Source organism: Paeniglutamicibacter sp. NPDC091659 (assembly GCF_044756805.1).
GTDB lineage: Bacteria > Actinomycetota > Actinomycetes > Actinomycetales > Micrococcaceae > Paeniglutamicibacter.
Genome location: NZ_JBIVTO010000001.1, coordinates 111,296 through 137,967 on the forward strand (window position 1 = coordinate 111,296; position 26,672 = coordinate 137,967).

Sequence of the window (26,672 nt, forward strand, 5' to 3'; positions counted from 1 at the left end):
GTAGGGAACATGGAGACTGAGCGCATATCTGACACGACCCAGTCGGGCGGTGGTAGCTTGAAGACTGTATTGAGGGAAGCCGCAACCACCGGTCTTGGACAACTTCAGCGCCGGGATCCAGACAGGGGAGACCTAGGATGACAACGACGTCCGCAGCCGACATGAGTGACCTTGCCATCGCTTCGCGAGCCGTACTCGAACCGATTGCCACCATCGCCCGGCGCGCGGGAATCCCCGAGGAAGCGCTCGAGCCCTACGGCAGGTACAAGGCGAAGGTCGACACGGCCTTGCTGCCCGCCACCGGGACGAAACTCGGCAAGGTCGTCCTGGTGAGCGCAATGTCGCCGACGCCGGCCGGCGAAGGAAAATCCACTGTCACCGTGGGTCTGGGCGATGCAATCGCCGCCACCGGAACCAAGACGATGATCGCGCTGCGCGAACCGTCGCTTGGCCCGATCTTCGGAATGAAGGGCGGGGCAACGGGCGGCGGATACTCGCAGGTCCTTCCCATGGACGAAATCAACATGCACTTCACCGGCGACTTCCACGCGATCACCAGTGCCAACAACCTGCTGATGGCGTTGGTCGACAACCACCTGCACCAGGGAAACGCGTTGGGCATCGACCCTCGCCGGATCACCTTCAGGCGCGTCATCGACATGAACGACCGCGCGCTGCGCAACATCATTATCGGGCTGGGCGGCCCGACCGAGGGCGTCCCGCGCGAGACCGGATTCGACATCACTGTCGCCTCCGAAGTCATGGCGGTCTTTTGCCTGGCGAAGGGGCTCGCGGACCTGCGCACCCGGCTGGCCAAGATGACCATCGGGTACACCTACGACCGGATCCCCGTCACCGTCGGCGACCTGGGGGCGGAGGGCGCCATGACGATGCTGCTGAAGGAGGCGGTGAAGCCGAACCTGGTGCAAACCATGGCCGGCACCCCGGCGCTCATCCACGGCGGCCCGTTCGCGAACATCGCCCACGGGTGCAACTCCGTCATCGCCACCAACACCGCGCGCTCGCTGGCGGACGTGGTGGTCACCGAGGCGGGATTCGGCGCGGACCTCGGCGCCGAAAAGTTCATGGACATCAAGGCACGCTTCTCCGGCGCCCACCCCGACGCGGTGGTGCTGGTGGCCACAGTCCGGGCCCTGAAGATGCATGGCGGTGTGCCCAAGGACGAGCTGAAGACGCCGAACGTACAGGCCGTCCGCGACGGCCTGGCCAACCTGTCGCGCCATGCGCACAACATCAGGAAGTTCGGGATCCAGCCCGTCGTCGCGATCAACAAGTTCACCCTGGACACGGACGCAGAACTGGCCGTCATCACCTCCTGGGCGGCTGCCAACGGCATCGAGTGCGCGGTGGCCGATGTCTGGGGGCAGGGTGCGGCCGGCGGCGCCGACCTGGCGCAGGCGGTGCTGCGGGCCATCGAGGTGCCCGGCGACTTCGCCCCGCTCTACGAGCTGGAGGTGGGCATCGAGGGAAAGATCCTCACGGTGGTCCGCGAGATCTACGGCGGCGCGGACGTGGAGTACTCCGCGGCGGCCAAGCGCATGCTCAAGCAGATCCACGAGAACGGCTGGGACAACCTGCCGGTCTGCATGGCCAAGACCCAGTATTCCTTCTCCGACGACCCGACGTTGCTGGGTGCGCCGGAAGGCTTCACGCTGCAGGTCCGCGACCTCATCCCCAAGACCGGGGCCGGCTTCATCGTGGCGGTGACAGGCGCGATCATGACCATGCCGGGGCTGCCCAAGGACCCCGCGGCGATGCGCATGGACGTCGACGAGCACGGGCAGGCCGTCGGGCTGTTCTAGACCCGTCTTGCCGCTTAACGACCTGTGGCGGTCCGCCCCCCGGAAGGAGGGCGGACCGCCACAGCGTCTTGGGGACGGGGCTTAGCGCTCGATGTCGCCGCGGATGAAGGCCTCGACCTTTTCCTTGGCGATGTCATCGTTGTACTGCTCCGGCGGGGACTTCATGAAGTAGGAGGAGGCCGAGAGGATCGGTCCGCCCACGCCGCGGTCCAGGGCGATCTTGGCGGCGCGCACTGCGTCGATGATCACGCCGGCGGAGTTCGGGGAGTCCCAGACCTCCAGCTTGTATTCCAGGGACACCGGGGCGTCGCCGAAGTTTCGGCCCTCGAGGCGCACGAAGGCCCACTTGCGGTCGTCGAGCCAGGCAACGTAGTCGGACGGGCCGATGTGGACGTCGTCGTCGGACAGCACCGCGGTGGTGTTGGAAGTGACGGCCTGGGTCTTGGAGATCTTCTTGGATTCCAGGCGGTCGCGCTCAAGCATGTTCTTGAAGTCCATGTTGCCGCCGACGTTGAGCTGGTAGGTGCGGTCCAGCGTGACGCCGCGGTCTTCGAAGAGCTTGGCCATCACGCGGTGCGTGATGGTGGCGCCGATCTGGGACTTGATGTCGTCGCCGACGATCGGGACACCGGCTGCGGTGAACTTGTCGGCCCATTCCTTGGTGCCGGCGATGAAGACCGGCAGGGCGTTGACGAAGGCCACGCCGGCGTCGATGCAAGCCTGTGCGTAGAACTTGGCTGCGGCATCCGAACCAACCGGAAGGTAGCAAACCAGGACGTCGACGTTCAGGTCCTTCAGGGTGGAAACCATGTCGACAGGCTCAGCGGAGGACTCGGTGATGGTCTCGCGGTAGTACTTGCCCAGGCCGTCGAGGGTGTGGCCGCGCTTGACGATGACGCCGGTCGCCGGGACGTCGGCGATCTTGATGGTGTTGTTCTCCGAGGCGAGGATGGCGTCGGCCAGGTCCAGGCCGACCTTCTTCTCGTCGACGTCGAATGCTGCAACGAACGTGACGTCGTTGACGTGGTACTTGCCGAACTGCACGTGCATCAGACCCGGAACAGTGGCCTGGGGGTCTGCCTCACGGTAGTACTCGACACCCTGAACCAACGACGTGGCGCAGTTGCCCACGCCAACGATTGCAACCCGAATCGGATTTTCCGACACCTTGACTCCTCAAACTGTTAACTTCTGGGCAGGGGAAGACCCACCGTCCAGTTCTTTAACAATGCTAAGTGAGAAAGCCGGCCGGTTATTCCCGGCGGCGCCGTGACCGGCGCATGTGACGCTGGGGGAGACCCCTTGGCGGAGGGGCTCAGAGGCTTGCCAGGCGCCGCCGGAGCTTGCGCAGCGCGTTCAGCACGGGACGTGGCAGCCGGGTGCGCAGGCGGGACCGCAGTCGCTTGCGCAGGGCCGGCTCGCGCACCAGGGCAAGCTGCGACTCGCTGGTCTCCAGCTGCCCGCGACGGGCCCGCAGGGCGTAGCTTTCGAGGGCAGAGGCGAACTCCGGGCCGCGGCGGTGGAAATAGTTCTCGCGCAGCCAGGCCCGGTTGGGCGGGGAGAACTGCAGCCCCTGGGCGTCCTCGAGGGTGCCCAGCAGGCCCGATCCGCGGAACACGGTGTTGAGCATCGATTCGTTGAGTCCGAAGTCCGTGATCACCAGGACCGGCAGCCCGCGGTCGATGGCCTCCAGTGCTGCGGTGGACGAGACGGTCAGCAGCGCGGCGCCCGGGACCAGCACGGCATCCATCGAACCTGTCGCGAAATCCAGGTGGTTCTCGCCCACGGCGCCGCGTGCCGCGAGGTCGTCCCACAGGGTGTCGAAGGGGAAGGCCTCGGCGTGGGTCTGCGGTTCCCCGGCCCGCGCGCGCAGTTTGACCACCACGCGCACCGAGGGGTTCAGCCGGGCGACCTTGTCCAGGGCCAGCAGGATCGCCTCGCGTTCCTCGCGCTGCACCGGGACCTTGGCCTGGGCCGCGAACACCACCGAGGTGACGGGTCCTTGCTGCGGCTGCGGGAATCCCGCGGTCCGCAGGAACGGCAGCTTGGAGACCATGACCTCCGGGCGGTGCTCGGTTTCCCGCTCAGCCAACTGCTCGAACTCGCGGGCCTCCGCATGCGAATGCACGATGAAGGCATCGCCCATGCGCCGGAACCGCCACCCCTTGGCGGTCGCCGGGTAGGCGACGCCGGGGAGCGCCGAAACCAGGGCCGCCGGACGCGGCCGGTTGCCCCGGGTGCGCAGCAGCTTGGCAAAGACGTCCTTGACCACCGGGCCCGTAGCCGCGGCAAAGACCACGTCCGCGTCCAGGGACCCGAAGTCGAGCGCGGAGAGCGGCAGCACCTCGATGTCGTCGCCGGCGAAGGGTGTGCCGAGGGCGGCGGCGTCGATCTGCTCGTCGGTGGGGACCAGCGGGGTCCGCACCAGCACCACCCTGCGGTCCCAGCCGGGGCCAAGTGCCGCGAGGGTGGTGCACGCGAGTTTCAGGTAGGAATCAGAGTCGGCGACGGCGACGATGCGGGGGCGGAAATCTGCTGTGTTCATGTCGTGAAAAACTCCAATGACGAGGAAAGGTGTGCCCGCAGGGCGGGGGAGGCGGCGGGTTTCCACCAGTGCTCGGGAACGTCCTGGCCCAGGACCCGCACGCCGTTGGAACCGAGCAGCAGGCGCAGCGAGGGCAGTGCCGTCGAAGGCAGCGCGCGGACGATCTGCCCGCGGCGCAGCGAGCGCAGGCGCATTTCCACGGGAATGGTGTGTGCGTGGACCGTGGCGCCTCCCTGCGCGGCAAGCCGGTCCAGGAAGGCACCGGATTCGCGACGGTGCGGGAAGTAGGCCAGAGGCCCCTCGTCGGCCAGGGCCCGCAGCCAGTGGAAGTACTGCTCGGCGTCGATCAGCCCGTCGGCGGCCAGCGCCGAACCCACCACCACGGTGGGTTCGGCGATGCGCTCGGTGGCCGGCTGGGTGTTGAGCCATTCGAAGCCGTGGTGTTCCAGGTGCCCGCCGAGTTCGCGGAATTTCCGTGCGGTGTCGGCGGGCACCGGCAGGCCGGTGAAGACCAGCAGCCGGCCGGCCCGGGCCAGCGCCCGCAGCCGGAACCAGCAGGCCACGCCGAGGGCACGGCGTGCGGTGCCGGGGGTCGAGCGCGGGCGCACGAGCGCCGTGGGTTCGTCGCTGACCAGCGCGTCGAGGAGCCCGAGCGTGGCCATCCCGTCGTCGATGACGACGATCTCGCGCACCGCGAGGTACCCGAGCAGGGCCCGCTGCACGCGGCCGGAGAACGCGTCGCCGGTCGCCCAGCGCTGGGCGCCCGTGGAACCGGGAGCCGGCGGGGCGGTGCTGGAGGGCGCGAACTCCACGCCCTCCGGCGCTTGTGCCATGAGCGTTTGCAGGGTGGCATCGAGCATCGTGGTGCCGCCGCGCGGGTGGATGCGGCTGGTGCTGCCCAGCAGTCCGGCCCCGTGCGCCTCCACGGCGGAAAGCATCTGCAGGGGCGATTCCACCCACACCTCGGCATGGCCGAAGCGCGGCCTGGCCACCGCCGCGACGTCGAACCGGGCGGTCATCAGCGCTCCGCCGGCCGTTGGAGCCCGACGCGATCGAGCTGGCGGCGAATGAACCTGGCCGGGGGCAGCGTGCCGCGCCGCGCTGCCCGTCCCACGCGGTCCAGCAGTCCGCGGGCGGGCGGGGTCGTGGGGGCTGCCGGGGGCAAGGTGTTGGGCAGGCCAAGGCGGTGCAGCCGGCGCTGCTTGAAGTAGCGTCCGCGTTCGACCGGGTGGCTGCCCAGATAGGCCTCGGCGGCCCCGTGCAGTTCCGGCAGGAGCGCCGGCTGCATGGCGTACCCCGTGGCCTCCAGGAGCGCCTGCATGTCCGCGCCCGCGGCGATCCGGTGGACAAACATCGCGTCGACCAGGGTCAGCGGGATGCGGTTGCTGTTCTCGAACGGGGCGAGCTCCTGCAGCAGGCCGGCGGTGCCCACGGCATGTGCGGGGATGCCCAGGAGCGTGGAGCAGGTGACCAGCGCGGTGGAGAAGCAGCTGACCACCGCCAGCGGACGCAGCTTCAGAGCCACGACCTCCGCGCCCAGCGCGGATTCGTAGACTTCCAGATCCAGCCCGATCCGCCGGGCCGCCTCCGCCAGGCGAAGCGCGGAGGTCGGGGATGCGGCGGGATGCGGCTTGAAGACGACGGTGTCGGCGCCCGCGTCGCGGGCGGCTTCCATCATCTGTTCATGCAGATGCTGTTCGGCCTGCTCGTCGATCAGGCCCAGGCTGTGCAGGTATTGGCCGAGCACCAGCACGCAGCCGGCGGATTTCCGCGCCAGCGCGTCAAGGCGCGGATCCTCGGCCTCCGCGGCCAGGGCGGCAAAGACCGTGCCGAGGTGTGCAGGGTCCATGGGTAGCAGCCGAGGCCGCGCCTCGCGCAGGAGCAGGGGTTCCAGCCCGGGAACCAGCTGCGGGTAGGCGACACCGGCCAGCCGCTGGCTGATCGAGGGGGAGACGCGGTTGCGGGTGGGACCGTAGGACATCAGCCCGTCCGAATGAACCAGGAGGGTGGCGTCGTGGAAGATCCGGCACATGGCCATGGCCGGGTTGACCTGGATCGACTCCACCACCAACTGCAGGGTTTCGGTGCCCAGGGACCAATGCGAGCGCAGCAGCTTCTCCCACATCCCGAGCTCCTCGGAGCGTGGCTTGAATTGGTGCGGGCGGCGGGGCCAGAGCAGTGCGGCGAGGTCCACCACGCGGTCGAAACGGGCGGCCAGCTGCGCAAACCCCGCGGACTCGGTGATGGGCGTGGTCAGTTCCGGCACCTGCGACCCGTCGGCCAGCACCAGGATGCGTTCCCCGTCGCTTGCCGGCAGCGTGCCCGAATCGATCATGGCCGCCAGCGAGGCGACCTGGTAGGCGGTGGAGGCCATCAGCAGCTGGATCATGCGTTGCTCCGCTCCGGGTCGATGAGGTCGGTGACGTCGATGGAGTCGGGCAGCATCGGCGCCAGCTCTGCGGCGCGTTCCGGGTCCAGCCCGGCGAAGGCCTCGCGGAGCTCGGCCTCGGGCAGGGTGCCCATGGCGTCGGTGACCAGGCGGTCCAGGTCCGCGGCGACCGCGGGGGACATGTTGGCTTTTCGCGAGTTGTGGTGTGCGGTGATCGCCAGGAACTGGCGGATCATCTTGGGCCAGTAGAGCGCGGCGTCGGGTTCTTCGCGCAGGATCCCGAAGGCGAGTTGGTACGCCGGGACGAAGTCTAGTTGGCGCGCGTCGAAGATCTGCGTCAGCGAGGTGTCGATCCCGCGCCGGTAGAGGATCCCTGGGGCGTTGTTGACGGCGTAGGAGTCGCATTCCAGGTGCAGCCGCCAGATCCAGGCCCGGTCCTCGGCCGTGTGTAGCCCGTCGGGGAAACGCAGCAGGCCGCGATCGGCCACCCGCCGCTGGAACATGCCGGCCCAGGCGTAGGGGTAGTCGACCATGGTGGATTCGGTGTGGGGAAGGATGGACGCCCGTGGGTCCAGGGCGACGTTGCGCAGCGCCTGGGGAGCCCGGTACAGCACGCGGGTGCCGGCGGTAACGCGGATGTGGTCGGTGCGCACAAAGTCCACGTCGAGCTCGTCGAGGCTGCGGCTGCAGGCCTCCAGGTGTCCGGGGGCCAGCCAGTCGTCGCCGTCCAGGTAGGCGATGTGCGGGGCGGTGCTGGCGTCCAGCCCCTGGTTGCGTGCCGTGGCCAGCCCGCGCGGGGAGTCGTTGCGGATGATCCGCAGTCCGGGCAGCCTGTCCCGGAATCCCGCGGCCAGCTCACCGGTTCTGTCGCTTGATCCGTCGTCGATCACCAGCACCTCGAGGGCTGCGGGGTCTGCGAGCTGGCGTTCAAGGCTGGCCAGGCAGTCGCGGATGAAGGACGCCTGGTCCTTGGCGGGAATGATAACGCTGATGCGGTGCGCGGTTTGCGACATTGCGTGGGGTGGATCCTTGATCGTCGGCGAAAAATCGTTGCGGTGCGGGGACACGGTGCCCGGGGCGCCGGCGGGCCCCGTTCGGGGGATCAAACGCCGGCGGCGGGGAGGACGGCGGCATCAGCCGGGCCGTCCTCCCCGCCGTGGGGCATTTGCTAGGCGTCGACGCGGCGCAGGCGGGACAGCGGTGCAAGCTCGCCCGGGAAGACGCGCTTGACGCCGTCGCCCATGGCTTCCTCGAGGATGCGGATGTCGCGGATCAGTGCCTCGAAGCCCTTCGGCTCCAGCGAGGATGCCTGGTCCGAGCCCCACATGGTGCGGTCAAGGGTGATGTGGCGTTCGACGGTGACGGCGCCCAGGGCGACGGCGGCCAGTGAGATCTGCAGGCCGCGCTCGTGGCCCGAGTAGCCGACCGGCACCTGGTAGCGCTCCTGCAGCGTGGTGATCATGCGCAGGTTTGCCTCTTCGGGAGGCAGCGGGTAGGTGGAGGTGGCGTGCATCAGGACCAGGTTGTCGGTGCCGAGGGTTTCCACGGCCTTGTCGATCTGTTCGATGGTGGACATGCCGGTGGAGAGGATGATCGGCTTGCCGGTCTCGGCCAGGGCCTTGAGCAGCTCGATGTCGGTGACCGAGGCGGAAGCGACCTTGTGGGTCACGGCGCCCTGCTCTTCCATGAAGTGCACGGACGGAACGTCCCACGGGGAGGCGAAGGCGTGCAGGCCCTGCGCTGCTGCGTAGCGGATCAGTTCCTTGTACTGGGCTGCGTCGAACTCGACCTTGTAGCGGTAGTCCAGGTAGGTCATGTCGCCCCACGGGGTGGAGCGGATCTTGTCGCGCATGTCCATCGGGGTGGAGATGTCCGGGGTGCGCTTCTGGAACTTCACGGCGTTGGCGCCGGCCTTGGCGGAGACGTCGATGAGCTGCTTGGCGATCTCCATGTCACCGTTGTGGTTGATGCCGATCTCGCCGATCACGTAGACCTGCTGGCCGGCGCCCAGCAGCTGGTCTCCGATGGCGACGGGTGCGGTTTCTAGGGTGGTGATGCTCATGGTTTCTTGCCTTTCGGAAGTTACCCGGACCGGTGATTGTGTTTGGGTTAAGGTCACGGGGCGGTGGGTATGGAAAATCTTTGGGTGGCTGCGGGGCGCTTAGTTGGCCCAGGCCGGTACGACGGCCAGGTGGCTGGGTGCCGCGGATTGGTTGGTTGCGGTGCGTCCAGTGAGGATGAGGTCGGCCGCTTCGCGCACGGCTCCGTGCCCGCCGGGCGTGGCGAGCCGGTGCCGGGCCGCGGCATGGACTTCCTCCCGGGCGTCGGCCACGGTCAGCGGCCAGCCGACCAGGCTCATGGGGTCGAGGTCGTTGACGTCGTTGCCGAGGTAGGCGACGCGCTCCGGATCCAGTCCGCGCTCGGCCATCCAGCGCTTCAGCACGCGGGCCTTGTCGTTCACGCCCTGGGCCACGTCGATGCCGAGCTTTGTTGCCCGGGCCGTGACCACCGGATTGGTTTCGCTGGAGAGGATCATGAGGTGGATGCCCGCTTTCTTCAGCAAGGAGATGCCCATGCCGTCGGCACGCGAGATGCGCACGGATTCCATGCCGTCCTGTCCCAGGTAGGCGGTGTCCGCGGTGTGGACACCGTCGAAGTCGGTGACAAGCGCATCAACGTCCAGGCCAAGGGCCGGGGTGGTTCGAGCCAGACGCCATTGCGCCAATTCCAGGTCGGCCATGGTGTCGATGTCGATGCCGTGTTCCTCCGGAACCCGCGCCAGCGCGAGCGATCCGAAGAATCGATGCCCGGCATCGAGGAAGCCCTCGGTGTCCATGACGTAGAAGGCGCCTGTTTCCCTGAAGCGCGGCTCGCGGTCCTGGCGGCGCGGGCGCCGTGCCACGTCGTGGCCGATGGCATGTGCGGATCCGGTTTCATCGCAGGCCCAATGGAACCCGTGGTCGGGAACCACTGAGAAGCTCACATCCGCTGCGCCGCTGGCCACCGTGGTGATGGCTGCCTGCAGGTCCGCCGGGTCGATCACCGGGGAGGTGCATTGGATGAAGATGGTGATTTGGGGGAGTACGTCCAGCGTGCCCAGGGCGTGTAACAACACCGATTCGCTGCTTGCTGTGTCTCCGGCGATCTCTGCCGGGCGGTCGATGACTGTTGCACCGTGGGCCAGTGCCTCGGCCTTGATGTCCGGGTGGTCCGTGCTGACCACGACGTCGATAACTGACGGCGTGGCAAACGCGGATTCAATGGCCCGGGCCAACAAGGTTTGGCCGCCGATCCTGCGCATGTTTTTTAGCGGGATTCCCTTGGATCCGCCCCGTGCGGGGATGATGACCAAGGTTTTCGCTTCACTGTTCGTGCTCACATCAAGGACGCTATCGAGGCAAAACAACGCCCGACCGGCATTTAGGTTAACGGCAGAAGACGAGTGGGGAACGAAATGAAGCAGGTGTCTTCAGGCCGGGGATTGCGCTTGCGGGATGGACGAAAGAGGTACGTGTCGGGTGTTGCCCGTTTGCATGCAATTGGGTTTGGGGCCGTTCGGGAGCTTGCCGCGCGTGGCCGGCGAAGCGGGCCGGGTACCTATGATGGATAGATCGAGTCATCCACCAAAGCAGGGAACATAGTGAGCGAAAAACCTCTGGCAGATCCGCTGGCACTGGAGAACCAGGTCTGTTTTGCTCTTTCCCTTGCATCGCGCAGCGTCATTGCCGCTTACAAGCCCGTGCTTGAGCCGCTGGGCCTGACGCACCCACAATATTTGGTGATGTTGACGCTCTGGGAACACGAGCCCCTGTCCATCAAGGAATTGAGCGGTCTGCTGCACCTGGATCCGGGAACCCTTTCCCCACTGGTCAAGCGCATTGAATCGATGGGATACGTGCAGCGGAGCAGGAGCGCATCGGATGAACGCACCCTCGAAATCGTCCTGACCCAAAAAGGCAAGGACGCTCGCGAGGTTGCACTGGAAGTGCCCAAGGAAATGATGCGCCGCCTTGACATGGACGCCGATGAACTTGCGGGGCTACACGCGAGCATGAAGAAAGTCATTGCAGCGGCGCTGCAGGCGCCGAACTAGCCCTTGATTCACTTGGCACGGATTGCCTGCGCATAATTAGTTGGTGCACCAATCATTGGACTACAGTTTAATTGTGAAACCGGATTTCCCGGGGGTATTCGGCCAGTGCATGCCGGCTGATTCTTTACAGAAGAGACTCGAAAATCATGAGCGACAAGCGACTTCCCATCGTTGAAGACATCACCGGGCTTAGCCGGGGTTATCGCCTGCGGTGGCGCCTGCAATTTCTGGGATTCTCCATTTTTGGCCCGGCCGACCAGCTTCCGAGCCGGGATCCGCGTGAACGCCTGAAAATTGACCGGGCACGCAAGGTGCTTCGTGCCCATGAGGCCCAGGGAACCCCGGCTCCCGAAGAAGTCATTGAGACGGCCAGAATCAATACCGCGGAATAGGCCTCGCCTCAACGTTCGGGTCTGGTGCCATTCGCGACGGACCCGAACGCCTTTAACCTTGTCTGCGATGTCCAAGCGTTTCCGAAGTTGTGACTGCTTAATACACAGACGCACCAGCCCAACTACGCCGGTGGCATAACGCGTGGTTTCGGGCAAAAGTCCGGCTGTTTCACGCCTCAGGCGGGTGACATTGCTCATCCGGGTACGAAATTCAACCCCTTATACCCGATTCTCGGCGTCGAATCACACAAATTAGCGACAATCGTTTAGGTTTCTCCCTGATTCCTCGCCTATGATTACTCTCGATTCCAGCACCACGAGCAAAGGTATGGCCATGGCCCAGGACTATGACGAAGTACGACCAGACGTAGCCGAGGCGTCCGAAAAGACCCTGCAGCAGGTCCAGAGCATGGATGCGCCAACTGCCAAGAGCGTGCAGTCCGACCTTGAAGAGGTCGACCACTCCGAAGGGCAGGAACTCCCCGGCGCCATCGTTCTCGATGAGCTCGTGGTTGAGGTTATCCCGCAGGCTGAGGACGAATTCACCTGTGGTTCATGCTTCTTGGTGCGCCACCGCAGCCAGATTGCCGCCGAAAAGGACGGCATGAAGTTCTGCCGCGAATGCGAAGGCTAATTTTCTAGGTTTCAACATCCCCGGGGTGCGAGGCCCGGCCGGAAACGGCAGGCCTCCATCGGAGGGTTGAAGCAAAGGGTCGGCACCTTGAGGAACCTCAAGGTGCCGACCCTTTGTCGTATGCGGAACTAGGCCGCGTCCCTGGTTCCAATCCGGGCCTGCGAGGCCTTTGGGCAGGGCCGCATTGGTGGGAGACTTGCGGCATAGGCGGGCGAATCCCCGGGGGTGCGCATGACTTCGCACCATTGGCCGCTGAGGGGATGCCCGGAGTCGAAGGCCGGAACCAGAAGGAGCGCATCATGCCAGCAAAAGATGTTCTGAGTACCGAACAGATCCATGCAAACCTGCTCCAATTGCCCTTGTGGCGCTACGGGCTCGGGGCACTGCGCACCGCCTTGAAATGTGAATCCTCGGCCGCGGCACTGTCGCTGTTTGCCGTCATTGGCGAGTTGGCCCAGGACGCGAACCACCATCCCGACGTTGACTGGAGATATGACACCCTCTTCGTCACGCTCACCTCGCACGATGCCGGAGGAAAAGTGACCGCTAGGGATGCCGCGCTGGCGCGTTCGATCTCCAGCCAGGCCGCGGTGTACGGTGCCGTGGCGCGCCCGGAACTCCTGCGCACCGTGGAGATCGCCATCGACACGGACAACGCGGAAGGCATTTCCGCGACCTGGAAAACCGCATTGGGTTACAAGGCGCGGAAAGACGGAACCCTGGCCGACCCGTTCGGGCGTGGTCCGGCGCTGTGGTTCCAGGAAACGGAGACTCCCAACTCGAATCGATTCCACGTTGACGTCATGATTCCCTTTGTCGAAAGCGCGGCGGTTCTGGAGGTCTTGAGCGCGGACGGCGTGGCGCTCGACTATGAGCATGCGCCGATGTGGGTTGTCGCCACGGATGCCCAGGGAAACCGGCTTTGCATCTCCACGGAGGCGGGGCGGGACCTGGGGTAGCTGAACAAACCCGGAGCAAACCGACGTCGCGCAGCTGCGCAAGCGGTTCCGCGGAAGCCTCGGGTTCGTTCATATTCACGTATTCCACGATCGAGGCAGGCGGAAGGTTTCCGCCTGCCTGGAGTGCAGTTCAGGGGCAGCTCGCAGAATCCAGTGCCGCAGCGAATCGTCAGGTCAACCATCTGAATGATCTCCATTCCAGATCACTCGAGACCGCTTTCGGACTGTGCAACTGGGAACCCGCGAGACGGCAAGCGATGTGCCGGGCTTGCCCGAAGACTGTCATATACGACACAAAGCTCTGGAAACTGTCTTGGCCCGGCACCTAGAATCACTGTGTCGGAAACGCGAGCCAGCGAGGTAATGGTTCGAGGGGAATCTACCCCTACTTTCCGTCGGAGGAATCGTTGCCGCTCGAACCGGAACCATTCGCCGGTCCATGCCTTGCCTTCTACACACCCGGGAACCACCATGCAGCGAACCATGTTCAAGTCCAAGATCCACCGCGCAACAGTCACCCATGCCGACCTGCACTACGTAGGATCCGTCACCGTCGATTCGGATCTCCTGGACGCGGCAAACATCCTTCCCGGTGAACTGGTTTCCATCGTCGATATCACCAACGGTGCCCGGCTGGAAACGTACACCATCGCCGGTGAACGCGGTTCGGGCGTCATCGGAATCAACGGGGCTGCTGCCCACCTGGTCAACGTGGGAGACCTTGTCATCCTCATTACCTATGCGGCCATGGACGATGCCGAGGCACGCGTCTTCGAGCCGGCAGTGGTGCACGTGGACGCGCAAAACCGCATGGTCATGCTGGGGTCGGAGCCGGCGGAGGCCGTTGTCGACGGCATGTACACCCCGCCGTTTGCGCTCTTCGCCGCCGCCGAATAGCGGGACGGCCACGCAAAACGTGGCCAAGGACGCGCCGTTACCAGTCGTTGCGCGGCTTTGGTTCGCGGCATGATAGTTCCATGGACAACACCGCAACACAACCCTGGGTCAAGAACTACCAGCCGGGAGTCCCGGCCGAAATCGAGTTGCCGACCGAATCGCTGAGCGCAATGTTTGAGCGTTCCGTGTCCGAGGCGGGCGACAGCCCTGCCACCGAGTTCTTCGGCCGGCGCACCAGCTACCGCGAGCTCGGCGAACAGGTGGATCGTGCGGCCGAGGGCCTGCGCAAGCTCGGCGTGAGGGCGGGGGACAGGGTCGCGCTGATCCTGCCGAACTGCCCGCAACACGTCGTCGCGTTCTACGCGGTGCTTCGCCTGGGCGCGGTGGTCGTCGAACACAACCCGCTCTACACCTCGCGCGAACTGCGCCACCAGTTCGAGGACCACCAGGCCCGCGTCGTGATCTCCTGGGACAAGGCAGCCGCCGCGGTGCGCGAGTTCCCCAAGGACGTGCAGCTCGACCACGTGGTCTCGGTGAACCTGCTCGATGCCTTCCCGACCATCAAGCGGTTGGCGCTGAACCTGCCGGTGAAAAAACTGCGCGAGACCAAGGCATCGCTGACGGCTCCCGCCCCGGGCGCCATGTCCTGGAAGGACCTTCTGAGGTCCGAGCGGATCGACCCGGCACACCCGCGTCCGGGCGTGATGGACCTTGCCGTCATCCAGTACACCTCCGGCACCACCGGGGCGCCGAAGGGCGCCATGCTCACGCACTTCAACCTGTACGCCAATGCGTTGCAGGGCGAAGCCTGGATGGCCGGAGCCCAGGACCGCAAGGAGATCCTGTACGCGATCCTTCCAATGTTCCACGCCTTCGGCATGACGCTGTACCTGACCTTCGGCGTCAAGAAGCAGGGCCTGTTGGTGCTCTTCCCGAAGTTCGACCCGGACTTGATCCTGGCCGCGATGAAGAAGTCCCCGGCCACCGTCTACTGCGCCGTGCCGCCGATCTACGAGCGCACGGCCATGGCCGCCAAGGAAAAGGGCGTCTCGCTGCGCTCGGCCAAGTACTGCATTTCCGGCGCCATGAACCTGCCGGACCACGTGGTGGAACTCTGGGAATCGGTTTCCGGCGGCCTGCTGGTGGAGGGCTACGGCATGACCGAATCCTCGCCCGTTGCCCTGGGCAATCCGTTCCACCCGACCCGCCGCGCCGGGACCATCGGCGTGCCGTTCCCCTCGACGCTGATGAAGGTCGTGGACCTTGACGATCCGGAACACGAGGTGGAACAGGGCGAGCCCGGTGAGCTGCTGATCAAGGGCCCGCAGGTGTTCCAGGGATACTGGAACAACCCGGAGGAAACCGCCAAGACCCTGACCAAGGATGGCTGGCTGCGCACGGGAGACGTGGTGACAGTCGATGCCGACGGGTTCACCAAGATCGTTGACCGGGCCAAGGAATTGATCATCACCGGCGGCTTCAACGTGGCCCCGACCGAGGTCGAATTGGTGCTGCGCCTCCACCCGGCCGTCAAGGATGCCGCGGTGTTCGGCAAGCCGCTTGAACGCGGCGGGGAAATGGTGGTTGCGGCCGTCGAACTGGAACCGGACACAGAACTCGACGAGGAAGCCCTGCGCGAGCACTGCCGCGGCCAGCTGGCCGGATACAAGGTGCCCAAGAGGATCGTGGCGATCGAGGACCTGCCGCGCTCATTGCTTGGCAAGATCCTGCGCAAGCAGGTCCGCGAACAGGTGTTGCCAAGGCTTTAGGGGCACCGGAGAACCCCTCAAGGACTCAGGCGAACGGCCAGGCGACGGTCATTTCCGTAGGTTCCGCCTCCCACGGCAGGACGTGCCAGATTTCGTGGGGCGGACCGACACTGGTGCCTCCCGCCTTCTCGATCCAACCGCACACCTGGTCGTAGGCGGCGAGGATCGCGGGGAAATCGGTTTCGGTTCCCTTGACGGTGACTCTTGCGTAGCGTCCGCCGGCCAGCCGGTAGCTGCGCACCGGGTCTGCCCCCTGCCCGGGCAAAAGGTCGGTGAGTGCATCGACGGGCAGGCACACCTCGAGCGGTCCGTCCAATTCTTCGGTGATCTCCCGGTGGAAGATCCCGAACGGCGGGCCGACGACGTTCAGCCCGTTGTCCCGGGCAATGGCGTGAAGCTGTTCCAGTCGATTCTCGATGCCGTCGTCCAGGTCCCCGACGGTGCAGCGCAGCATCACGGAGAGCAGGTGGCGTTCGGGTTCAAGAACGGGGGCAACGTTTTCCATGGGGTTTCCCGTCAGGTGGGCCCGCACCTGGGCGAGCAACGTGGAGATGGATTCGGTGTTGTTGCGGACCGCCGCTTCGTGCTCGAGGAGTTGTTCCATGGCCGCTGCCGGGGCATCGGCAGCGTTCCCCATGAACGCGGCAATCGCATCCAACGACATGCCCGCGGCGCGCAGCATGGAGATGATCCGCCCTTGGCTGGATTGCTCCGGCGCGTAGTAGCGATACCCGCTGAACCGGTCGACGAAGACGGGCACCAGCAGTCCGCGCTCGTCGTAGATGCGCAAGGCCTTGGGTGACAGCATTGTCGACTCGGCAAAGGCGCCTATGCCCAAAAGGTTTTCGCGGTTCATGGTTCCAGCCTGAACGTTGCCCCTGGGGCAGTGTCAACTTTTTGTTTCCATGCTTGACTGGTGCGTTGCCGTGAATCTGCGGTCAGGCAGCGTCGGCGGGCAGGCTGGGCCGGCCCGAACCGGAGTCAGTCGTCCTCGATGGCGGCGACGCGCTGGAGATGGTCCGGCACGGCGGCGCGGATTCGCGAAACCGCATCCTCGCCCCGCTTGAACCATGCCGAGAGGAATTCGAGCTGGAACGCATCATGTGTGTAGAGGGTGATCAGCTCGGGTCCACCGTCGAACTGTCCGCGTTCCATGCCAACGATTCCCTCCCAATGCACGGCCGTTGTAGCTCCGAACAAGGTGAGTTCGACGCCTGCCTGGCCCACCACCAGCCGGGCATCGGCCGGGGCCCCGGCAAATCTCGCCAAGAGCCCGCGCTTGTAGACCTCACCCTGCAGCCCGGTCTTGGTTTCCGAATGCCGCGGCGGGAACACGACGCCGGTGCGCTCATCCACTTCCTCGGGAATTGATTCCTCCGGGAGGCCGACCAACAGGGTGGATTCAAGCCCTGCAAGGTGCTTGGCCGTCAGCTCCGGCGTGTAGGTTTCCAGCGATTGAGCGAAGTCCTTCCAGAACCAGGGGCGTTGGCCGCAGAGTTCGGAAACCGCGCATTGGTACGCCTCCATCTGTTCCGAACCGGGTTCGGCCCGGTCGGATGACAAATTTGCGGCGAATCGATCCACTTCTTCGGGCGTGATCCCGGTGTCCCTCAACGCCCGTAGTTCGTCGATGACGCGTCCGGCGACTTCGGCTACGTTGCGCGGGGCCACGTCTACGGTTGCAACAAATAGCGAGGAGTCGTCATCGACGGTCACGCTTGAACAGGCCGCTCCGTAGACCAACCCATGTTGGCGCCGCAGTCCTTCATGGATCCGCCGTTCAAGGGATTGCTGAACCAAGTTGTCAACGCCGGTTGCGCCATCAGCGTTGCCCGGAATCTTGAACGAAATCACCAGCTCCGTTCCGCCGCTGACGTACTCGGCCGGGCCTGGCGAACCAACGCGGTTTGCGGCGGCCAAGGGCCGGCGTGGGCCGTCGGGAAGAGGGAGCCGCAAATTGGCCGGAGGCTCCGCACTACAGACCAGGACGGCGTTGCCGCGGGTGAAGTATGTGGCTGCATGCCTGGCCACGTCCTCGGTCCCCAGCCGGTCAAGGTACTTCTCATCGGCGAAAGCCAGTCCCGGCCCGGACAATCCGTAATGGTTAGTGAGTGCTTCGGCCATTTCCGGCGGCACGGGTGATGTTTGCCCCTCGGCTTCCATGATGTTGAGTTCCTTGGCCAGCATCGATTCATCGACGCGGCCGCTTGCAAGTGCGCTGAGCGATTCGCACACCGCATTCAGGGACTCTGCGACTTCCGTCGGTGTTCCGTCGAAGGTGAATTCCGTGATGCCCAGCGCCACCTCGCCATTCGATTCGTGGTTCGGCACCGGGGCGCCGGAAAAGGCGAGATGCTCAACCAAGTGCGTGATCCCTGCCGTGGAAAAAGTTTCATCTCGAACGCCTACCCGGAACACCAGCGATGCGCCGAAGCGGCCCGGTTGGTTGGTCCAGCGGACCGGCACGTCATCGACCACGGAGGAATGGATCATCGGTATGCAGGCCTCTCATCAGGGATCCGAAGGTTCAGATATGGCATCTGGCGGTTTTCACCCGATCCTAGCCCAACGCCCTCTGATCTGGCATTGCTTCAAATCAATATCGTGCCGCGCTTATTGTTGGCAGCCGTCCGCCTACGGTGATTGCGCCGGCGGGCTTCAACCAACCGGCCCTGGACTCCGGGTCACGGTCTTCACACACAGCCTCGAATACGCATATCGTTTCCCTGATGCCAGTGGGCACTGGCCACGTCTCGGAAACCGGGCCGACCAGGGGACGAGCCGGGCACCACCGCTGCGAACAAGGACGACGTGAGATGGCACAACGAATAGCAATCATTGGTGGCGGAATCATCGGGGTGGCCCTGGCGCGGGCCCTTTCCCAGCGGCAGGCCGGCGAGGTCACGCTCTTCGAAAAGGAAGATCGGCTGGCCAAGCACCAAACCGGCCACAACTCGGGGGTTGTGCATGCCGGCCTGTACTACGCGGAGGGTTCACTCAAGGCCCAGCTATGTGCCGCGGGACGCGTGGCGATCAAGGAATTCTGCCTGGAAAAGTCGCTGCCATATCGCGAGCTCGGAAAACTGGTGGTGGCCATCGACGACTCCGAGCTCGCGGCGCTGGCCGACATCGAGAAGCGGTCCCGCGCCAACGGGGTTCCCGGGCTGGTGAGGATCGAGGATTCCGCCGGGTTGCGCGAGATCGAACCGCACGTTGCCGGTGTGGCCGCCCTGCACTCGCCGCATACCGCTGTCGTCGACTATGCGGCGATCACCGAGGCCATGGCGCAGGACGTGCGTGCATCGGGCGGAACGATCCTGTTGGGTCAGGAGGTCACGGCGCTGGCCATCGAGCAGGGGAAGGTGCGGGTGTCCACGCCGGTTTTCGACGGGGTTTTCGACAGGGTCATCGCGTGCGCCGGGCTGCAGTCGGACTTGGTCGCGCGGATGGTCGGGGGAGACCCCTCGCCCAAGATCCTGCCGTTCCGCGGCGAATACTGGCAACTGTCAGGAGCGGCGAACCACCTGGTCAAGGGCATGGTCTATCCGGTGCCTGACCCGCGGTTCCCCTTCCTGGGCGTGCATTTCACCCGCGGCGTCTACGACGACGTGCACATGGGCCCCAATGCGGTGCCGGCGCTGGCCCGCGAGGGGTACAGCTGGTCCGCGATTTCGCTGCGGGACACCCTCGAATCCCTGCGCTGGCCGGGCGCCCTTCCTTTTGCGAAGAAGCATTGGCGCATGGGCATCGACGAGATCGGCGGATCGCTGGTCAAGTCCCTTTCCTACAGAAAGGCGCAACGGTTCATCCCCGAACTGAAGCCCGCGGACCTCGCGGCGAAGGCCTCCGCCGGTGTCCGGGCACAGGCCTGGGGGAGGGACGGCTCTCTGGTGGATGACTTTGCGGTGGACCAGGTGGGGCCGGTGACGTTGCTGCGCAACGCACCATCGCCCGCGGCGACCTCGAGCCTGTCCATTGCCCAGTACATCCTGGAGAACTACCTGCAGGTCAACACCCGGCCGTAGTGGCAGCCGCCGGCCTCGGGAAGCCTTGGGCGGGATGCAGGCCCGCCACAGCCCCCTGCCCTTCCGTCACTGATTCAGCCCCGGCGGGCCTCAAGGGTCGCCTCGGCGACGGTGTCCAACCGCGGGTGCAGCTGGTCCCCGTCGACAACCACTCCCGTGTGCCAGCTCAGCGCCAGCCCATCGCCGGTGGCCTCCAGGATTGCGAGGTTGTTGTCGAACCATGGACCCTCGATTTCGTTCCAACGAAACGGCGGGTTTGGCACGTGCGCGGCCCGTGCCATCCAGGCCCCGAACGGGACGGCGGGCCCAAAGGCCATGGCTGCGGCAAAGTAGCGCAGGAACCGGGGCAGCGGGTTGCGGATCGGCGAACAGACCGCCTGCAGGATTCGGCTCCCGTTGTCCCGCTCGACCTCGGAGACGTAGGAGAAGTGCACGTCGCCGGAGAGGAACGTGACGGTTTGCGGGGCCGGGCCTCGCTTGCCGTCGGCGACCTCCGTGGCGAAGCGGGCCACATCATGGAAGCTGCGTTGGAACGCTGCCCAGTGTTCAAGGTCCACGGCCAGGCGCAGGCGTTCACCGAGCCAGGCCTGGGGGCGTCCGCGTTTCCCCGATGCGAGAACCTCGTCCCAGGATTCCACGTGGTGCAGGCCCATGGGCAGCAGGAACGGCAGCGACGTGCCGATCAGCAAATGGCGGAAGCCGCCGCGCATCCGCTCGTCGAGCCACGCCAGCTCCGCCGGATCGAGCAGCGCGCGCTGCCCGGGTTCAAGCTTGCGGGCGGCCCGGGAGTCCACCACGATCAGGCGCACCTGATCCCAGTCGCGGCAGTAGCTCCACCTGTAGCTTTCCGGCACGGCGTCGACGCGTTCGGCGAATGCGTCCAGGTCCGCCGTCAGGTCCAGTTCGCCGGGACCTGTGTGGGCGGAGACGAGCCGCCACAGCGGATCGGCTGCCCGTTCCTTGGGCGAGAGGTTGCCGAGATGCTGATAGACCCAGTACGCGCCGAGTCCGGCAACAATGCGTTCGTGCCACCAGTTGGTCTTCTGCATGCCTTGTTTCCAGCCCAGCGAGGAGTTCCAGTCGTCGCGGATGTCGTGGTCGTCGAAGATCATGGCGCTGGGCAGGGTCGAGAGGAGCCAGCGGTTGGCCGGGTCCGACCAGGCCAGCCGATACAGGTGGGCGTATTCCTCGAAGTCCTTCAGCTCGGTCCCGGGCTCTTCCTCGATGTTGCGGCGCTTGCGGATGAAATCCTGCATCTCCTGGCTGGTGGAGTCCGCATAGACCTGGTCGCCGAGGAACAGTGCCAGATCGGGCCAGCGGCCGTGCTCGGACCCGGCCATGGACAGGGCGTAGGCGCGCATCGCATCGACCCCGTGTCTGCGATTTCCGGATTCGTCATGCGGAACACTGGTACGGCAGGAACCGAAGGCCAGCCGCGGCTGCTTGCCCGGATCGAGGGTTGCGATCATCGAGTCCGGAAATCCGTCATCAACGGGCCAGACGAGCTCCCTGTCCAGATGCACGGCGTAGGGGCGAACGCTTCCGGCCGTCAGCCCGGACACTTCAACGAGAGCGTAGTGGTGCCCGTGTGCCGCAAAGGTCTTGGCCCGCCAAGCGTCCTCGCCGCAACGGACCTCGACGGTGCAGGCCGCAGAGGTTTCGACCCAGATGCTGGCGCAAGAGTTGTCCACGTGACGGAGCATCGGCCCGAGTATCAGGCCTTGTGCGCGTTCGGGCGGGCTGCCCGCCTCTGTGGATCCAGCGATCATCGGTTTTCCCGCCTCTGGTGGTGCCGGTGAACCCAGACTGGCACATCAAAACCGATTGCCATAGACCGGTTTCCGGTCGCGGCGGGGTTCCGGCCTTGGCGTTGGCGCCTGCGCAGCGACGGCTCGATGTGCGAAGTTGCCATGGGGCCGGGGGTGTGCGACCTTAGGAGGTAGACCCCGTGACTGGGGACCCGGACGATGGGTGCCGTACCCGGTGTGCGACAAGACGGCCCTTAGGAGACTGCCATGTCCTGGCTCGTGCTTGTTATTTCCGGTGTTCTGGAGGCCGTTTGGGCCACCGCCCTGGGCAAATCCGAGGGCTTCACCCGCTTGGCCCCGTCCATCGTCTTTGTGGTCGGCCTGATCGCCAGCATGCTCGGGCTTGCGTACGCGATGAGGGAGCTTCCGCTGGGCACCGCCTACGCGGTGTGGGTTGGAATCGGCGCGACACTGACCGTCGTTTATGCCATGGCCACGGGCGGCGAGTCGGTTTCGCTGCTGAAAATACTCTTTCTCGTCATGATTGTCGGCGGCGTCGTGGGGCTCAAGTCCCTTCACTAGAAGGCTCCTGCGCATTCGAAAAATCCGTATAAACGCAGGTCCCGATTCAGGTTCCGATTGCAGACTGGTCCACCAGCACCATGAGCAGTCGGTCGGCATCGGTAGGCTGGTGCTACATGAGGACACTTGGTGTAGATCTTGCAGCCGATCCGAAGAAAACGGCGGTTGCCGTCATCCGTTGGACCGGTGAAAATGCGGCACTAACTCATCTGTCTCTTGCTGTCACCGACGATGAAATCGTTGATCTTTTCGGGACAACAGACGTCACGGGAATCGATTGCCCGCTTGGTTGGCCGGAAGCTCTTCTCCCGTTTTTGATGGGTCATCAGCGGAATGATCCACAAGCGGTGCTCGAACAAGACGGGCTGGCGGGCCGACGGAATCTCGCTTACCGTGCCACTGACCGGTTCGTCACTGCGACTACGGGAATCAGGCCACTTAGCGTCTCGGCCGATCGACTTGGGTACACCGCGATGCGATGTGCGGCAATTCAGGCGAAAATCGGGCAAGTGCATGGAATCCAGTCGCGTGACGGTGCGGGTAAATTGGCCGAGGTTTATCCTGCGGCATCACTGAAGTTATGGGGATTCAGGGCGACCAAGTACAAGGGAACCGGTTCAGCGGAAACCTTGGCGCGACGAGAACTGGTCGAGCAGTTGAAGGCCGAAGCTCCGTGGCTTCAGCTGGGAGCGCATGAAGAGAAGATGGTGTCCTCTGACGATCTCCTGGACGCGGTCATTGCTTCGCTTACTGCCCGGGCGGTGTCCGTTGCGTCAACGTATGGTGTCGATCCGGCTCTGGCCAACAGCGCGCGCAGCGAGGGCTGGATCCATCTTCCGAGCGGTCAGCTAGGGGATGTTTTTACGGCATTTCAAGCACCCACAGCAGTAGTAGGCTTGCCTGCGACGAAAACCGAGGGCTCAGTCGAAGCGAGGGAATGACCGACTGAGGAGGCTCCCCAAGAGGCACTATGCCCGCAGGTGTTCCTCCAGCCGGGCACGCAAGGCGGTCAGCAGCATTGCAAGTCCGATTTCAAAAGCTTGGTCGCTGCGCACCTTTCCCCGCGGTTCGAGCTCCAGGAGCCGTCCCAGGTTTCGGGTTTTGCCCTCCGGGCGCCAGACGGCGTCGGGTGCCGCGTAGTCCAGGCCCGAACCCAGTGCGAACGCGTCGAGAAGCTGGACGAGCACCAGCACCTCGCTGTCCGGGAATCCGGCGTCGACCAGCGCCGAGGCGGTGGTGTCGTAGGCGTTGATGGCCTGCTGGTCGGTCACGGTGCTGGTGGCGATCAGCGGCACGACGTGTGGGTGCGAGGTGTACATGAGTCGCTCGGCGCGGATGGTCGACTCGACGGTCACGTCCCAAGGCGCATCGGCGGGGAGCTCCACCAAGTAACGGTCGGCCAGGCGGCCGCGCACCAATTCGATGATGGCCTCCAATCCCTGGACGTGGTTGTACAGGGATGGCGGCTTGACCCCCAATGCGCGGGCCAGGGCGTTGACTCCGAAGGGTTCCCCGGAATCGATGAGTGTGAGTGCGGCATCGGCGATGATTTCTGCCGTGAGCACAGCGCGGTGCGGTCGGGCCATGGGCTGCATCCTGGGGTCGGGGGCAATCGGTCGTGGGCGGGCGGTGACCTGCCAGCTTACCCAGCCTAGGACAAGGCGGGCGCCGTGCGGCGCAATGTCATGTGGCGGCGGACTCCAAAAGGGGTCTTCCCAAATGATGTGACGGCAGTCATACTCGTTAAAACTAACACCGTTAGTTTACGTGAATGTCGCCCCTTGGTCGCATTCCCCGCTCACCGTTTCCACGTCGTCAGTGTCAGAATCCTGGAGAGACCCCCCTATGTCCCACGCTCCCCACGCCGGCCGCATCCCCCTGCGGCTGCCCAGCGCCTCGGCCACCTTTGCCATTGCCATCGCCGGCTACCTCGGCGTCAACCTCTCGCCGTACATGATCACCGCGCTGGAGGTGTCCATCGGGGTCGACTTCATCACCGCCGGGTGGATCGTCACCGGGGTGCTGCTGGCCACCGCGATCGTCGGCCTGTCAGTCGCGCCGCTGTGTGCCGGGCGCTCCCGGCTTTCCGTGGCCCGCGGCGGGCTACTCCTTGGCGTGCTGGCCTTCGGCGCCGCCGCGCTGGTCCCCAGCCCTGCGGTGATCATCGCCGGCCTGCTGATCGGCGGTGCCGGCGCCGGCGGTGCCGTTGCGGCCTCCGGCGCAGCCTTCGCCGCATTCATCAACCCGGACCGTGTTGCCGGGTTCAACGGGCTGGCCAACCGCGCAATCATCACCGTGGTGCTTGCCGTGCTGCCGGTGCTGGGCCTCGCCCCGATCAACGTCTTCGGCGCACTGGCGCTGTTCAGCCTGATCGGCCTGGTGCTCAGTGCCTGGCTGCCGCAGGTGCCCGTCGAGAACCCGCAGACCGCGGCCGCAATCGCCGAGGCCGTGCCGATGCCAGGCGGCCGCACAACGACGAGGTCCGGCGACCACCGGGTGACAATTGCCGGTTTCACCTTGCTGGTCGTCTTCGCGCTCTGGGCCGTGGCCGAGGATTCACTCTGGGCCATGGGCGGGGTGCTCGGCGAATCGCAGGCCGGGGTGACCCCGGAGGGCCTGGGCCTGGCGCTCAGCGGTGCCACCGCCGGCGGGCTGGTCGGCTCGGTCCTGCTGATGATCGTCGGCGACAAACTCGGCCGCGCCGTGCCGTTGGCCATCCTGATACTGCTCGGCAGCGCCCTGAAGATCGCCACCGGGTTTGCCACCGATCCCACCGTGTTCATCGTCCTGTTCATCGCCTGGAACACCGTCTACGCCGTCGCGTTCATGTACTTTGTGGCGGTGTCCGCGGCGCTCTCGGCCGACGGCCGCTGGTCCGGCCCGTTGCTTGCCGTCTACCTTGTCGGTTCCAGCCTGACCCCGATCATCGGCGCCGCCTTGCTGGCATGGCTCGGCAGCCACGGCTTCACCATTTTCCTTGGCGTCTCGAGCATGCTGCTGGCCGTCCCGACGGTTGCCGTCGCAGTGTTCGCCACCCGCCTGTACCGCGCCCCGTCCGCATCGGCCCTGGTGGAGACACCGGATGTCCTGGCCAAGTAGGCAGCCGGCCCAGCCGGCAATGCCAGCCCTTCACGAAACCTTCAATACCCAGGAGAACCCCCGCATGACCACCACGCTCTACACCAATGCCCGCATCTTCACCGCCGACACCGACCCGGCCGCGTCCTGGGCCGAGGCCCTGGTCGTCGAAAACGAAAAGATCACCTTCGCGGGAACCGCAACCGAGGCCCTGGCCGTCGCCGGCCCGGACGCCGAACAGGTCGACCTCGACGGCAACCTGGTGGTTCCCGGCTTCATCGACTCGCACACCCACCTGCTGATGACCGGCGAGGCCCTGGCCAAGGTCGAACTCACCTGCGCCCGCACCCTGGAGGAGATCCAGTCCCGGCTCGCTGCCGCGCGGGCTGCGGCACCCGAAGACGCCCGCGTGCTTGGTCGCGGTTGGCTCTTCGATTCGGTTCCCGAGGGCCGGCCAACGGCCGCCATGCTCGACGAGGTGCTCGGCGGGGTTCCGGTGTACCTGGACAGCAACGACTACCACTCCTGCTGGGTCAACAGCGCGGCGCTTGCCGAGCTGGGGATCACCCGCGACACCCCGGACCCGATCGGAGGGCGGATCGTGCGCGACTCGAACGGGGATGCCACGGGCCTGCTGCTGGAAACCACCGTCGAACAGATTGTGTGGCCATATCTGGCCTCCGTGACAAGCGACGCGGACCGTGACCTCGCCATCGACAGGGCCATCGACGCATACCTCGCCGCCGGGGTCACCGGCGCCGTGGACATGGCCTTCGACGAGATCGGCCTGGCCACGATCGAACGTGCCCTTGAACGCCGCGGCGGCCGGCTGCCGCTGCGGTTGGCGGCGCACTGGCTTGTTGGAAACACCGGGAACGAGGCGGCGAACATCGCCCAGGTGCGGCGCGCGGCCGAACTGGCGGCCCGCGACTTCGGCCCGGGATTCCGGGTGGTCGGCGTGAAGTTCGTGTCAGACGGGGTGATCGACGCATGCACCGCAGCCATGCACGAACCGTACTTCGACGGCAGCAACGAGGGGCCGATCTGGCCGCTGGAGCATCTCAAGCCGGTTCTCGCCGCGGCGGACGCCGCGGGGCTTCAGGTCGCCGTGCACGCCATCGGCGACGCGGCCAGCACCATCGCCCTCGACGCGATCGAACACGCCATCAACCTCAACGGACCGCGGGCCCGCCGGCACCGGATCGAACACCTTGAGTACGCCGCACCCGGCACCGCCGAACGCATGGCGGAGCTCGGGGTCACCGCGTCCATGCAGCCGGTGCACACCGACTCGGCGGTGCGCGAGAACTGGGACGCGATGCTCGGGGACGAGCGCACCGAACGCGGCTTCGCCTGGCCTGAGTACGAGGCTGCCGGCGCCCTGCTGGCGTTCTCCTCCGACGCACCGACGGCGCCCCACGCGGCGCTGCCGAACCTGTACGTGGCCACGACCCGTCGTTCGGCGCTGGATCCCGCCCGCGGCGCCGTCGAGCCGGACCTGGCCCTGCCGCTGGCCAGCGCGCTCATCCACGCCACCCGCGACTCCGCGGAATCCGTGGGCGACGGCGCCACCCACGGACGCCTGGCCGCCGGGTACGCCGCGGACTTCGTGGTCATCGACGCGGACCCCTTCACCGAGGGCAACGACGTGCTGCTCACCGCGCGCGTGCTGCGCACCGTGGTGGCAGGGCAGGGCGCCTACGACGCGGAACTCGCCGCGTCCGGCCTGGCCGGCTAG

General features: G+C 65.7%; 23 protein-coding genes and 1 riboswitch. Of the genes, 12 read left to right on the forward strand and 11 right to left on the reverse strand.

Annotation, left to right across the window (positions count from 1 at the left end):
- Window positions 1–137: 137 nt before the first annotated feature.
- Complete coding sequence (locus ACIQLF_RS00515) at window positions 138–1,823, forward strand: formate--tetrahydrofolate ligase (RefSeq protein ID WP_400293633.1); 1,686 nt, start codon at window positions 138–140, stop codon at window positions 1,821–1,823.
- 81 nt (window positions 1,824–1,904) lie between these two features.
- Here ACIQLF_RS00515 and ACIQLF_RS00520 read toward each other — a convergent pair whose 3' ends face one another.
- The 7 genes from ACIQLF_RS00520 to ACIQLF_RS00550 all read right to left on the reverse strand — a co-directional run bounded on the left by ACIQLF_RS00520 (window position 1,905) and on the right by ACIQLF_RS00550 (window position 10,136).
- The gene (locus ACIQLF_RS00520; protein ID WP_400293634.1) at window positions 1,905–2,990 is read right to left on the reverse strand and encodes an inositol-3-phosphate synthase; all 1,086 of its coding nucleotides are present in this window, start codon (window positions 2,988–2,990) and stop codon (window positions 1,905–1,907) included.
- A gap of 148 nt (window positions 2,991–3,138) precedes the next feature.
- On the reverse strand, window positions 3,139–4,368 hold the full coding sequence (locus ACIQLF_RS00525) for a DUF6716 putative glycosyltransferase (RefSeq protein ID WP_400293635.1): 1,230 nt from the start codon (window positions 4,366–4,368) through the stop codon (window positions 3,139–3,141).
- The gene (locus ACIQLF_RS00530; protein ID WP_400293636.1) at window positions 4,365–5,387 is read right to left on the reverse strand and encodes a hypothetical protein; all 1,023 of its coding nucleotides are present in this window, start codon (window positions 5,385–5,387) and stop codon (window positions 4,365–4,367) included. The genes ACIQLF_RS00525 and ACIQLF_RS00530 overlap by 4 nt, the downstream gene beginning before the upstream one ends.
- Complete coding sequence (locus ACIQLF_RS00535) at window positions 5,387–6,757, reverse strand: polysialyltransferase family glycosyltransferase (RefSeq protein WP_400293637.1); 1,371 nt, start codon at window positions 6,755–6,757, stop codon at window positions 5,387–5,389. The genes ACIQLF_RS00530 and ACIQLF_RS00535 overlap by 1 nt, the downstream gene beginning before the upstream one ends.
- Entirely contained in the window at window positions 6,754–7,770 is a 1,017-nt protein-coding gene (locus tag ACIQLF_RS00540; RefSeq protein WP_400293638.1) for a glycosyltransferase family 2 protein, read from the reverse strand. Before ACIQLF_RS00540 ends, ACIQLF_RS00535 begins: the two co-directional genes overlap by 4 nt.
- A 155-nt stretch (window positions 7,771–7,925) precedes the next feature.
- On the reverse strand, window positions 7,926–8,819 hold the full coding sequence (locus ACIQLF_RS00545; RefSeq protein WP_400293639.1) for an N-acetylneuraminate synthase family protein: 894 nt from the start codon (window positions 8,817–8,819) through the stop codon (window positions 7,926–7,928).
- Window positions 8,820–8,918: 99 nt separating this feature from the next.
- On the reverse strand, window positions 8,919–10,136 hold the full coding sequence (locus tag ACIQLF_RS00550; RefSeq protein ID WP_400293640.1) for a cytidylyltransferase domain-containing protein: 1,218 nt from the start codon (window positions 10,134–10,136) through the stop codon (window positions 8,919–8,921).
- Window positions 10,137–10,397: 261 nt separating this feature from the next.
- Here ACIQLF_RS00550 and ACIQLF_RS00555 point away from each other — a divergent pair, with 261 nt between their 5' ends.
- From ACIQLF_RS00555 to ACIQLF_RS00580, 6 genes are all read left to right on the forward strand, one after another.
- A complete protein-coding gene (locus ACIQLF_RS00555; RefSeq protein ID WP_400293641.1) occupies window positions 10,398–10,850 on the forward strand; it encodes a MarR family winged helix-turn-helix transcriptional regulator in 453 nt (150 codons plus the stop codon).
- 146 nt (window positions 10,851–10,996) lie between these two features.
- A complete protein-coding gene (locus tag ACIQLF_RS00560; protein WP_387529449.1) occupies window positions 10,997–11,242 on the forward strand; it encodes a hypothetical protein in 246 nt (81 codons plus the stop codon).
- Between the two features lie 334 nt (window positions 11,243–11,576).
- Window positions 11,577–11,876 carry a DUF4193 family protein gene (locus ACIQLF_RS00565; RefSeq protein ID WP_387529446.1) on the forward strand — a complete coding sequence of 100 codons (300 nt, stop codon included), beginning with the start codon at window positions 11,577–11,579 and terminating at the stop codon, window positions 11,874–11,876.
- Between the two features lie 299 nt (window positions 11,877–12,175).
- Window positions 12,176–12,835 carry a 4a-hydroxytetrahydrobiopterin dehydratase gene (locus ACIQLF_RS00570; protein WP_400293642.1) on the forward strand — a complete coding sequence of 220 codons (660 nt, stop codon included), beginning with the start codon at window positions 12,176–12,178 and terminating at the stop codon, window positions 12,833–12,835.
- A gap of 471 nt (window positions 12,836–13,306) precedes the next feature.
- Window positions 13,307–13,732 (forward strand): aspartate 1-decarboxylase, encoded by a 426-nt coding sequence (panD, locus tag ACIQLF_RS00575; RefSeq protein ID WP_400293643.1) that lies wholly within the window; start codon window positions 13,307–13,309, stop codon window positions 13,730–13,732.
- A gap of 80 nt (window positions 13,733–13,812) precedes the next feature.
- On the forward strand, window positions 13,813–15,501 hold the full coding sequence (locus ACIQLF_RS00580; protein ID WP_400293644.1) for a long-chain-fatty-acid--CoA ligase: 1,689 nt from the start codon (window positions 13,813–13,815) through the stop codon (window positions 15,499–15,501).
- 25 nt (window positions 15,502–15,526) lie between these two features.
- On the opposite strand, the gene ACIQLF_RS00585 is transcribed toward ACIQLF_RS00580, so the two are convergent.
- Complete coding sequence (locus ACIQLF_RS00585; protein WP_400293645.1) at window positions 15,527–16,357, reverse strand: MerR family transcriptional regulator; 831 nt, start codon at window positions 16,355–16,357, stop codon at window positions 15,527–15,529.
- A 125-nt stretch (window positions 16,358–16,482) separates the two neighbouring features.
- The gene (locus tag ACIQLF_RS00590; protein WP_400293646.1) at window positions 16,483–17,994 is read right to left on the reverse strand and encodes a M16 family metallopeptidase; all 1,512 of its coding nucleotides are present in this window, start codon (window positions 17,992–17,994) and stop codon (window positions 16,483–16,485) included.
- A gap of 323 nt (window positions 17,995–18,317) precedes the next feature.
- Between ACIQLF_RS00590 and lhgO the strand changes: the two genes are divergently transcribed.
- Window positions 18,318–19,526 carry an L-2-hydroxyglutarate oxidase gene (lhgO, locus tag ACIQLF_RS00595; protein WP_400293647.1) on the forward strand — a complete coding sequence of 403 codons (1,209 nt, stop codon included), beginning with the start codon at window positions 18,318–18,320 and terminating at the stop codon, window positions 19,524–19,526.
- Window positions 19,527–19,600: 74 nt separating this feature from the next.
- On the opposite strand, the gene ACIQLF_RS00600 is transcribed toward lhgO, so the two are convergent.
- Window positions 19,601–21,217: an alkaline phosphatase D family protein gene (locus ACIQLF_RS00600; protein ID WP_400293648.1), complete on the reverse strand. Its 1,617-nt coding sequence runs from the start codon at window positions 21,215–21,217 to the stop codon at window positions 19,601–19,603.
- Between the two features lie 248 nt (window positions 21,218–21,465).
- A riboswitch (guanidine-III (ykkC-III) riboswitch) is annotated at window positions 21,466–21,531 on the forward strand.
- A 10-nt stretch (window positions 21,532–21,541) separates the two neighbouring features.
- On the opposite strand from ACIQLF_RS00600, the gene ACIQLF_RS00605 reads away from it, so the two are divergent.
- Together ACIQLF_RS00605 and ACIQLF_RS00610 are read left to right on the forward strand one after the other, a co-directional pair.
- Complete coding sequence (locus ACIQLF_RS00605) at window positions 21,542–21,856, forward strand: DMT family transporter (protein WP_400293649.1); 315 nt, start codon at window positions 21,542–21,544, stop codon at window positions 21,854–21,856.
- A 116-nt stretch (window positions 21,857–21,972) separates the two neighbouring features.
- Window positions 21,973–22,797 (forward strand): DUF429 domain-containing protein, encoded by an 825-nt coding sequence (locus tag ACIQLF_RS00610; RefSeq protein WP_400293650.1) that lies wholly within the window; start codon window positions 21,973–21,975, stop codon window positions 22,795–22,797.
- A gap of 27 nt (window positions 22,798–22,824) precedes the next feature.
- On the opposite strand, the gene ACIQLF_RS00615 is transcribed toward ACIQLF_RS00610, so the two are convergent.
- Window positions 22,825–23,442, reverse strand: coding sequence for a TetR/AcrR family transcriptional regulator C-terminal domain-containing protein (locus ACIQLF_RS00615; RefSeq protein ID WP_400293651.1), 618 nt, complete (start codon window positions 23,440–23,442; stop codon window positions 22,825–22,827).
- A gap of 259 nt (window positions 23,443–23,701) precedes the next feature.
- Between ACIQLF_RS00615 and ACIQLF_RS00620 the strand changes: the two genes are divergently transcribed.
- Both ACIQLF_RS00620 and ACIQLF_RS00625 read left to right on the forward strand, forming a co-directional pair.
- Entirely contained in the window at window positions 23,702–24,955 is a 1,254-nt protein-coding gene (locus ACIQLF_RS00620) for an MFS transporter (RefSeq protein ID WP_400293652.1), read from the forward strand.
- A gap of 64 nt (window positions 24,956–25,019) precedes the next feature.
- Complete coding sequence (locus ACIQLF_RS00625; RefSeq protein WP_400293653.1) at window positions 25,020–26,672, forward strand: amidohydrolase; 1,653 nt, start codon at window positions 25,020–25,022, stop codon at window positions 26,670–26,672.